At 73.0% G+C, this 9,586-nt stretch carries 7 protein-coding genes and 1 riboswitch; of the genes, 6 read left to right on the plus strand and 1 reads right to left on the minus strand.

Annotated features, from left to right (window positions below):
- Nucleotides 1-52 precede the first annotated feature (52 nt).
- The 5 genes from hisS to thiC all read left to right on the plus strand — a co-directional run bounded on the left by hisS (nt 53) and on the right by thiC (nt 5,948).
- Nucleotides 53-1,306, plus strand: a complete 1,254-nt coding sequence (hisS, locus tag ET526_RS07070; RefSeq protein WP_135466978.1) for a histidine--tRNA ligase — start codon at nt 53-55, stop codon at nt 1,304-1,306.
- Nucleotides 1,303-2,364, plus strand: coding sequence for a peptide chain release factor 1 (gene prfA / locus ET526_RS07075; protein WP_135466979.1), 1,062 nt, complete (start codon nt 1,303-1,305; stop codon nt 2,362-2,364). The genes hisS and prfA overlap by 4 nt, the downstream gene beginning before the upstream one ends.
- Nucleotides 2,361-3,236 (plus strand): peptide chain release factor N(5)-glutamine methyltransferase, encoded by an 876-nt coding sequence (gene prmC / locus ET526_RS07080; RefSeq protein WP_135466980.1) that lies wholly within the window; start codon nt 2,361-2,363, stop codon nt 3,234-3,236. Before prfA ends, prmC begins: the two co-directional genes overlap by 4 nt.
- A gap of 229 nt (nt 3,237-3,465) precedes the next feature.
- Nucleotides 3,466-3,903, plus strand: coding sequence for a DUF4167 domain-containing protein (locus ET526_RS07085; protein ID WP_135466981.1), 438 nt, complete (start codon nt 3,466-3,468; stop codon nt 3,901-3,903).
- A 54-nt stretch (nt 3,904-3,957) separates the two neighbouring features.
- Nucleotides 3,958-4,066: riboswitch (TPP riboswitch) on the plus strand.
- 61 nt (nt 4,067-4,127) lie between these two features.
- A complete protein-coding gene (gene thiC, locus ET526_RS07090) occupies nt 4,128-5,948 on the plus strand; it encodes a phosphomethylpyrimidine synthase ThiC (RefSeq protein WP_135466982.1) in 1,821 nt (606 codons plus the stop codon).
- A gap of 111 nt (nt 5,949-6,059) precedes the next feature.
- Here thiC and ET526_RS07095 read toward each other — a convergent pair whose 3' ends face one another.
- Nucleotides 6,060-6,830, minus strand: coding sequence for an MOSC domain-containing protein (locus ET526_RS07095; RefSeq protein ID WP_135466983.1), 771 nt, complete (start codon nt 6,828-6,830; stop codon nt 6,060-6,062).
- A gap of 164 nt (nt 6,831-6,994) precedes the next feature.
- Between ET526_RS07095 and clpB the strand changes: the two genes are divergently transcribed.
- A complete protein-coding gene (gene clpB, locus ET526_RS07100) occupies nt 6,995-9,586 on the plus strand; it encodes an ATP-dependent chaperone ClpB (protein ID WP_135466984.1) in 2,592 nt (863 codons plus the stop codon).

Consider the following 9,586-nt stretch of genomic DNA (forward strand, 5'->3'; position numbering starts at 1 on the left):
TGCCGGCCTGCCCCTTGCCCCCCGGCCCCCGCCCCGCTACCGCCAGGGGGCCATGGCCCAGACCCCCCTGCAGCCCGCGCGCGGCACCAGAGACCTGATCGGAGAGGAGTTCCGCCGCCATCAGCGCGTGGTGGACACCGCGCGCCGCGTCGCCACCCTCTACGGCTTCGAGGAATGGGCGACCCCGGTGTTCGAGGACACGCGCGTCTTCGCCCGCGGCCTCGGCGACACTTCCGACGTGGTGATGAAGGAGATGTACACCTTCCCCGACCGCGGCGGGGAGAGCCTGACGCTCCGCCCGGAGATGACGGCGGGGGTGTGCCGCGCCCTGGTCTCCAACGGCCTCACCCAGTCCGGCCTGCCGCGCAAGGTGTTCTACGCCGGGCCGATGTTCCGCTACGAGCGGCCGCAGAAGGGGCGCTACCGGCAGTTCCACCAGATCGGCATCGAGGTGCTGGGCGCGGCCGAGCCGCTGGCCGATGCCGAGGTGATCGCCTGCGGCTGGCACATCCAGCAGGAGCTCGGCATCGCCGAGGGCACGGTGCTCGAGATCAACACGCTCGGCGACGCCGAGAGCCGCGCCGCCTATCGTGCCGCCCTCGTCGCCTACTTCGCCGCGCACCGGGACCGCCTCTCCGAGGACAGCCGGCTGCGGCTGGAGCGCAACCCGCTGCGCATCCTCGACAGCAAGGACCCCGGCGACCGCGCGCTGGTGGCGGAGGCGCCGACCATCCACGCCTACCTGACGGCGCCGGCCGCCGCCTTCCACGCCGGGGTGAAGCGCTACCTGGAGCGGTTCGGCGTGCCGTTCCGGGACAATCCGCGCATCGTGCGCGGCCTCGACTACTACAATCACACCGCCTTCGAATTCGTCACCGACCGGCTCGGCGCGCAGGGGACGGTGATGGCGGGCGGTCGCTACGACGGGCTGGTGGAGGAGATGGGCGGCCCGCCCACCCCCTCGGTCGGCTGGGCCGCGGGGGTGGAGCGCCTGGCGCTGCTGCTGGAGGAGGCCGGGCTGACGCCGCCCGCGCCGCGCCCCGTCGCGGTGGTGCCGGTGGGCGAGGCGGCGGAGGGGCCGGCGCTCGACCTGCTGCAGGCGCTGCGCCGCGCCGGGGTGGTGGCGGAGATCGCCTACCGCGGCAACCTGAAGCGCCGGCTGGAGCGCGCCAACCGCCAGCACGCCCGCGCCGCGGTGATCCTCGGCGAGGAGGAGATCGCGCGGGGCGTCGCCCAGCTCCGCGACCTCGATTCCGGGACGCAGGAGACGGTGGCGATCGGCGAGATCCCCCGGCGGCTGGCATGAGCGGGCGCATCGCCGAACGGCTGGACCGCGTGGTGGCGCGGGCGGAGGAGCTGCGGCACCTGCTCGCCACCGCCGAGGGCGCGCAGTTCGGGGCGCTCTCCAAGGAGCTCGCCGAGCTGGAGCCGCTGGTCGAGAAGGTCGCCGCGCTGCGCGCCGCCGAGCGGGCCCGCGACGAGGCGGAGGCCATGCTCGCCGATCCGGAGCTGAAGGAGCTGGCGGAGGCGGAGTACCTGGCGCAGAAGGAGCGGGTACCGGCGCTCGAGCGCGAGATCCGGCTGATGCTGCTGCCGAAGGACGCCGCCGACGAGCGCAGCGCCATCCTGGAGATCCGCCCCGCCGCCGGCGGCGACGAGGCGGCGCTGTTCGCCGCCGAGCTGTTCCGCGCCTACCAGCGCTACGCCGAGGGCCGCGGCTGGCGCTTCGAGGTGCTGGACTACGACGAGAGCGACCTCGGCGGGGTGAAGGGCGCGGTGGCGGAGATCCACGGCAGGGGCGTCTTCGCGCGGCTGAAGTACGAATCCGGCGTCCATCGCGTGCAGCGGGTGCCGGCCACCGAGACCCAGGGCCGCATCCACACCTCCACCGTCACCGTCGCCGTGCTGCCCGAGGCGGAGGAGGTGGACGTGCAGATCAGCGAGGGCGACCTGCGCGTGGACACCTACCGCGCCTCCGGCGCCGGCGGGCAGCACGTGAACAAGACCGACAGCGCGGTGCGCATCACCCACCTCCCGACCGGCATCGTGGTGGCGATGCAGGAGGAGAAGTCGCAGCACAAGAACCGCGCCAAGGCGATGCGGGTGCTGCGCGCCCGCCTGTTCGAGGCCGAGCGCGCCCGCGCCGCCGCCGCCCGCGCCGCCGACCGCAAGGGCCAGATCGGCACCGGCGACCGTTCGGAGCGCATCCGCACCTACAACTTCCCGCAGGGGCGCGTGACCGACCACCGCATCGGCCTGACCCTGCACAAGATCGACCGCGTCATGCTCGGCGAGTTCGACGAGCTGATCGACGCGCTGATCGCCGAGGACCAGGCGGCGCGCCTGGCCGCCGAGGCGGAATGACCCCCACGGTGGGGGCCGCCCTCTGCGAGGCCGGACAGCGCCTGCGCGCCGCCGCCATCGAGAACCCCCGCTTCGAGGCGCGGCTGCTGCTCGCCCACGCCATGGGCTGCCGCCCCGAGGACCTGCTGCGCGAGCCGCACGCCCCGGTCCCGCCCGGCGCGGCGGCGCGCTTCGCCGCCCTGCTGCGCCGGCGGCTCGACCGTGAACCCTTCGCCCACCTGACCGGCGAGCGCGAATTCTGGTCGCTCCCCTTCGCGGTCTCGCCGGCGACGCTGATCCCCCGCCCGGACTCCGAGACGCTGATCGAGGCGGCGCTGGACGCCTTTCCGGACCGCGACCGGGTGCGCCGCATCCTCGATCTCGGCACCGGGACCGGCTGCCTGCTGCTCGCGGCGCTGCATGAGTTCCCGCGGGCTGGCGGGTTCGGCACCGACCGGGTGCCGGCGGCGGCGGCGCTCGCCCGGGCCAATGCCCGGCGCCTCGGCCTTGGGGAGCGGGCGCGCTTCCTCGTCGCCGACTGGGCGGCCCCCCTCGCCGGGCGGTTCGACCTGGTGCTGAGCAACCCGCCCTACATCGCCTCCGGCGCCCTGGCCGGGCTGATGCCGGAGGTGGCGCGGCACGAGCCCGCCGCGGCGCTGGACGGGGGGGAGGACGGGCTCGCGGCCTACCGCGCCCTGGTGGCGGCCCTGCCCGGACTGCTCGCCCCCAAGGGGCGGGCGGTGCTGGAACTGGGACAGGGGCAGCGTGCGGCGGTGGAGGCGCTGGCGCGCGGCGCCGGGCTGCGGCCGCTCGGCTGCCGGCGCGACCTCGGCGGGGTGGAGCGCGCCCTGGTGCTGGAAGGGGCGGGGCCCCTGCCGGACGATACGCGATGAAAAACCGTTTGGCGGCCCGGCTTCCTGGCGCTAGCTTGGGTCACCGAGGCAGGGTGCGGCTGTCCGGGCCAGACCGGCGCCGCCCCGAAGGTGCCTCTTCGGCGGGCCGGCCGCGGCATGGCCGCCCCGCCTTGCAGGCTGGACATGATCGGGAGCCGTTGCCGCGCGTGGCCGGAAACCTCCGGCGCGCCCGGCCCGGCCTAGCTGCGAGACGGCAGACACGACACCAATGAACATGAAACGCATGCGCGGCCGTGGCCATCGTCATGGCGGTGGGGGTGGCGGACAGCAATTCCGCCATGGCGGCCACCAGCCGATGAGCCGCAACCACGTCTTCGATTCCAACGGGCCGGACATGCGGCTCCGTGGCACGGCGCAGCAGCTCTTCGAGAAGTATCTCCAGCTCGGCCGGGACGCGACCGGCGTCGGCGACCGCGTCATGGCGGAGAGCTACTTCCAGCACGCGGAGCACTACTTCCGCATCCTCAACGCCATGAACCAGCAGCAGCAGCAGCACCAGCACCGCCGCCACCAGCAGGCCATGGCGGAGGCCGAGGCGGGCGACGGCTCGGGCGAGCAGCCCGAGGTCAACGGCCACGCCAACGGCCACGCGCTGGAGCCGGGCCAGGAGGGCGAGGCGCCGCCCGAGGCGCGCGAGCAGGCCTGACCGCGCCGCGGCCGCGTCAGGGTTGACAGCGGCGCCGCGCCGGCCGGACACTCGCGGTGTTCCAAGGGGAGCCCCGGCAGGGGCTGAGATACCGCTGAGGCGCGGTGACCCTTCGAACCTGATCCGGGTCGTACCGGCGTAGGGAAAGGAACATGCGGGCCCCCGCCGGGTGCCCGCTCCGCCGCTCGCAGGCGCTCCCGGATCTCCAGGAAAGGGGATCCAAGATGCCAGACAGCCTCGTTCCCGATCTGCCGCAGGTCACCACCGGCCCCCTGCCGGCGTCGCGCAAGGTGCACCTGCCCGGCCGCCTGCACCCGGAGCTGCGGGTGGCGATGCGGGAGATCGACCTGTCGCCCGCCTCGGGCGAGCCGCCGCTGCGGGTCTATGACACCTCCGGCCCCTATACCGACCCCGCCGCCGGCATCGACATCCGTCGGGGCCTGCCGCCGCTGCGGCGCCCCTGGATCGAGGCGCGCGGGGATACGGAGGCCTATGAGGGGCGCGCCTCGAGGCCGGAGGATGACGGGCTGAAGCCGGGAGAGGCGCGCCGGGTTCCGGCCTTCGATCGCGCCGGCCGCGAGGTGCGCCGCGCCAGGCCGGGGCGGGCGGTGACGCAGATGGCCTATGCCCGTGCCGGCATCGTCACGCCGGAGATGGAATACGTCGCCATCCGCGAGAATCTGGGCCGGGAGGCGGCGCGCGAGGCAGGCCTTGCGCGCGACGGCGAGAGCTTCGGCGCCGCCATTCCCGACCACGTCACGCCCGAATTCGTGCGCGACGAGGTGGCGCGCGGCCGCGCCATCATCCCCGCCAACATCAACCACCCGGAGAGCGAGCCGATGATCATCGGCCGCAATTTCCTGGTGAAGGTGAACGCCAACATCGGCAATTCGGCGGTCGCCTCCGGGGTGGCGGAGGAGGTGGACAAGCTGGTCTGGGCCATCCGCTGGGGCGCGGACACGGTGATGGACCTCTCCACCGGCCGCAACATCCACACCACGCGGGAATGGATCATCCGCAACGCGCCGGTGCCGATCGGCACGGTGCCGATCTACCAGGCGCTGGAGAAGGTGGGCGGCAGGGCCGAGGACCTCACCTGGGAGGTCTTCCGCGACACGCTGATCGAGCAGGCCGAGCAGGGGGTGGACTATTTCACCATCCACGCCGGAGTGCGGCTTGCCTACATCCCGCTGACGGCGCGGCGGGTGACCGGCATCGTCTCCCGCGGCGGCTCGATCATGGCGAAGTGGTGCCTGGCGCACCACAGGGAGAACTTCCTCTACACCCATTTCCGCGAGATCTGCGAGATCATGCGGGCCTACGACGTCTCCTTCTCGCTCGGGGACGGGCTCCGGCCGGGCTCGATCGCCGACGCCAACGACGCGGCGCAATTCGCCGAGCTGGAGACGCTCGGGGAGCTCACGCGCATCGCGTGGGAGCACGACGTGCAGGTGATGGTCGAGGGGCCCGGCCACGTGCCGATGCACAGGATCAAGGAGAACATGGACAAGCAGCTCGCCGCCTGCGGCGAGGCGCCCTTCTACACCCTCGGCCCCCTCACCACCGACATCGCGCCGGGCTACGACCACATCACCTCCGGCATCGGCGCGGCGATGATCGGCTGGTTCGGCACCGCCATGCTCTGCTACGTCACGCCGAAGGAGCACCTCGGCCTGCCGGACCGGGACGACGTGAAGGCGGGGGTGATCGCCTACAGGATCGCCGCCCACGCCGCCGACCTCGCGAAGGGCCATCCGGCGGCGCGGCTGCGCGACGACGCGCTCTCCCGCGCCCGCTTCGAGTTCCGCTGGCGCGACCAGTTCAACCTCTCCCTCGATCCGGAGACGGCCGAGCGCTTCCACGACCAGACCCTGCCGGCGGAGGGGGCGAAGCTCGCCCATTTCTGCTCCATGTGCGGCCCGAAATTCTGCTCGATGAAGATCAGCCAGGAGGTCCGGGCGGCGGCCGAGAAGGGGATGGCCGAGATGTCGGAGAGCTTCCGCACGCGCGGCGGGGAGATCTATCTCCCCCCGCCGGCGGGGTAGGGAGGCCTTGGAGCAGATCCCGTTCGGGCGGCACCGCCCGAACGGGCGAAGAGGCCCGCACGCTCAGCGAGCCAGGGCGGTTTCCGCAACCCAGGGCGAGCGGCAAGCGCCCTAGCCCAGCAGGTCGCCCTCCAGCGGCTCCAGCGCGTCGCCGACGGCGACGCGGCCGCCCTCCACCACCTCGGCATAGACGCCGAGATCGGCATGGCCGAAATGCCGGCGCAGCCAGCGCGGCGGATCGGCGTCCCGCTCCGCCGTCTCGGGATTCACCTCGGTGGCGGCGCAGCGGACGATGCGCCTGAACACGCGCAGCCGTGCCCCGCCGAGCTGGATCTCCTTCCCGAGCAGGTCGAACTCCGCCCAGGGGCGCCCGCCCGAGACGTAGATGTTGGCGCGGAAGCGCAGCGGATCGAGGCGCCGCCCCGCCGCCGCCTCCAGCGCGTGCAGGCTGGCAAGGCCGATGATGGAGACGCATTTCGCCGCGACATCGGTGAAATTGTGCCCCGGTGCCTCCACGAAGCGCGGCTGGCCTCGCGCCTCCCTGCCGAGGAAGCCGGCGAGGAAGGCGGCGATCAGCGCCCGCCCCTCCTCGGTGCGGGTGTCGGCCATGAGCGGCGGCCCCTCGGGGGGGCGGATGGCGAGGAGGCCGGTGCGCGGGTCGAAGGCGGAGTGCAGCAGTGCCAGCCGCGCATTCGCCATCAGGCAGCCGAAATGCCGCTTCTGCAGCCAGGCGGGCGCGGCCGGGTCGAAGGGGGCGTCGCCCTGGGCGAGGGCGAAGCGGCGGTCGTGGGGCAGGCACTGGCCCGGGGTGAGCTCCACCTGCTCCAGCGCCTCCGCCGTGAGCCCCTTCACCGGGTAGCGGTAGATGTGCTCGACACGCATGGGCAATATTCCCTCCCGCCGGCCTTGACCCGCCGCAAGGCGAGTTACCACATCCGCGACGAACTTGGTGCCGCCGTCGCCTCTTGAGGGGCGGAGGTGCCGGTCGCCGAGGAGTCTGATGGCCGGCCGGGGCCGCATCCGGTCCGGCCGCGGAGGAGGGACGAATGGACATCGAGAAATTCACCGACCGCGCGCGCGGCTTCCTGCAGGCCGCGCAGACCATTGCGATCCGCGAATACCACCAGCGCATCACCCCCGAGCATCTGCTGAAGGCGCTGCTCGACGACGAGCAGGGCGCCGCCTCCGGCCTGATCCGCGCCGCCGGCGGCGATCCGGCGCGCGTCAAGCAGGCGGTGGAGGCCGAGCTCGGCCGCCAGCCGAAGGTCTCGGGCGGCGGCGCCGGGCAGCCGCAATTCACCCCGGACGTGGTGCGGGTGCTGGACGCGGCGCAGCAGCAGGCGACGCGCGCGGGCGACGAGTACGTGGCGCAGGACCGGCTGCTGGTGGCGCTCGCCGCCTCGGAGACGGCGGCCGGGCGGGCGCTGCGCGCCGCCGGGGCCGACCCGCAGCGGCTGGAGAAGGCGGTGGCCGACCTGCGCAAGGGCCGCACCGTGACCAGCCAGAACGCCGAGGAGCAGTTCGACGCGCTGAAGAAGTACGCGCGCGACATCACCCAGCTCGCCCGCGAGGGCAAGCTCGACCCCGTGATCGGGCGCGACGAGGAGATCCGCCGCGTCATCCAGGTGCTGGCCCGGCGCACCAAGAACAACCCGGTGCTGATCGGCGAGCCCGGCGTGGGCAAGACCGCGATCGCCGAGGGCCTCGCGCTGCGCATCGTCAAGGGCGACGTGCCGGAGGCGCTGAAGGGCAAGCGGCTGCTCGCCCTCGACCTCGGCGCCATGGTCGCCGGCGCCAAGTACCGCGGCGAGTTCGAGGAGCGCCTGAAGGGCGTGCTCAAGGAGGTGGAGGAGGCCGCCGGCGAGATCATCCTGTTCATCGACGAGCTGCACACCCTGGTCGGCGCGGGCAAGGCCGAGGGGGCGATGGATGCCTCCAACCTGCTCAAGCCGGCGCTGGCGCGCGGCGAGCTGCACTGCATCGGCGCCACCACGCTCGACGAGTACCGCAAGCACATCGAGAAGGATGCGGCGCTGGCGCGGCGCTTCCAGCCGGTGTTCATCGGCGAGCCGAGCGTGGAGGACACCATCTCCATCCTGCGCGGCATCAAGGACAAGTATGAGGCGCATCACGGCGTGCGCATCACCGACAGCGCGCTGGTCGCCGCCGCGACTCTGTCCAACCGCTACATCACCGACCGCTTCCTGCCCGACAAGGCGATCGACCTGGTGGACGAGGCCGCCTCGCGGCTGCGCATGCAGGTGGACAGCAAGCCGGAGGAGCTGGACGCGATCGACCGCGAGCTGATGCGCCTCAAGATCGAGCGCGAGGCGCTGCGCAAGGAGGACGACCCCGCCTCCCGCGACCGCCTGGCGCGGCTGGAGAAGGAGCTGGCCGATCTCGAGGAGCGCTCGCGCGAGATGACGGCGCGCTGGGAGGCGGAGAAGGCCAAGGTCGTCGAGGCGCAGAAGACCAAGGAGGAGCTGGAGAAGGCCCGCACCGAGGTGGAGCTGGCGCAGCGCCGCGGCGACCTGACCCGCGCCTCGGAGCTGCTCTACGGCGTCATCCCGCAGCTCGAGAAGAAGCTCGCCCAGACGAGCGACGGCGACTCCCGGCTGGTGAACGAGGCGGTGACCGAGGAGGGCATCGCCACCGTGGTCAGCCGCTGGACCGGCATCCCGGTCGAGAAGATGCTGGAGGGCGAGCGGGCGAAGCTGATCCGCATGGAGGAGCAGCTCCGCAGGCGCGTCGTCGGGCAGGAGGAGGCGCTGGAGGCGGTCTCCAAGGCCGTCCGGCGCGCCCGCGCCGGCCTGCAGGATCCGAACCGGCCGATCGGCTCCTTCCTCTTCCTCGGCCCGACCGGCGTCGGCAAGACCGAGCTGGTGAAGGCGCTCGCCGAGTTCCTGTTCGACGACGAGCGGGCGATGACGCGCATCGACATGTCCGAGTACATGGAGAAGCACGCCGTCGCCCGGCTGATCGGCGCGCCCCCCGGCTATGTCGGCTACGAGGAGGGCGGCGCGCTGACCGAGGCGGTGCGCCGCCGCCCCTACCAGGTCGTGCTGTTCGACGAGGTGGAGAAGGCGCACGAGGACGTGTTCAACGTGCTGCTGCAGGTCCTCGACGACGGGCGGCTGACCGACGGCCAGGGGCGCACGGTGGACTTCCGCAACACCATCATCGTGCTGACCTCGAACCTCGGCAGCCAGGCGATCGCCGAACTGCCGGAGAGCGCGGACATCGAGGCGGCGCGTCCCGCCGTGATGCGCGCGGTGCGCGAGCGGTTCCGGCCGGAATTCCTGAACCGGCTGGACGAGATCGTGCTGTTCCGCCGCCTCGCGCGGGAGGACATGGCGGCGATCGTGGACATCCAGCTCCGGCGCCTGCAGCGGCTGCTCGAGGACCGCAAGCTGCGGCTGGAGGTGGACGAGAAGGCGCGGGAATGGCTGGCCGAGGCCGGCTACGATCCGGTCTATGGCGCGCGGCCGCTGAAGCGCGTGATCCAGCGCAGCCTGCAGGACAGGCTGGCGACGCTGCTGCTCGAGGGCGCGATCCGCGACGGCCAGGTGGTGCGGGTCACCGCCGGCCCCGACGGGCTGGAGGTGCGGCCCGGCCCCGACCTCGCCGCCGCGGCCTGA

This window comes from Crenalkalicoccus roseus (assembly GCF_004761865.1).
GTDB classification, from domain to species: domain Bacteria; phylum Pseudomonadota; class Alphaproteobacteria; order Acetobacterales; family Acetobacteraceae; genus Crenalkalicoccus; species Crenalkalicoccus roseus.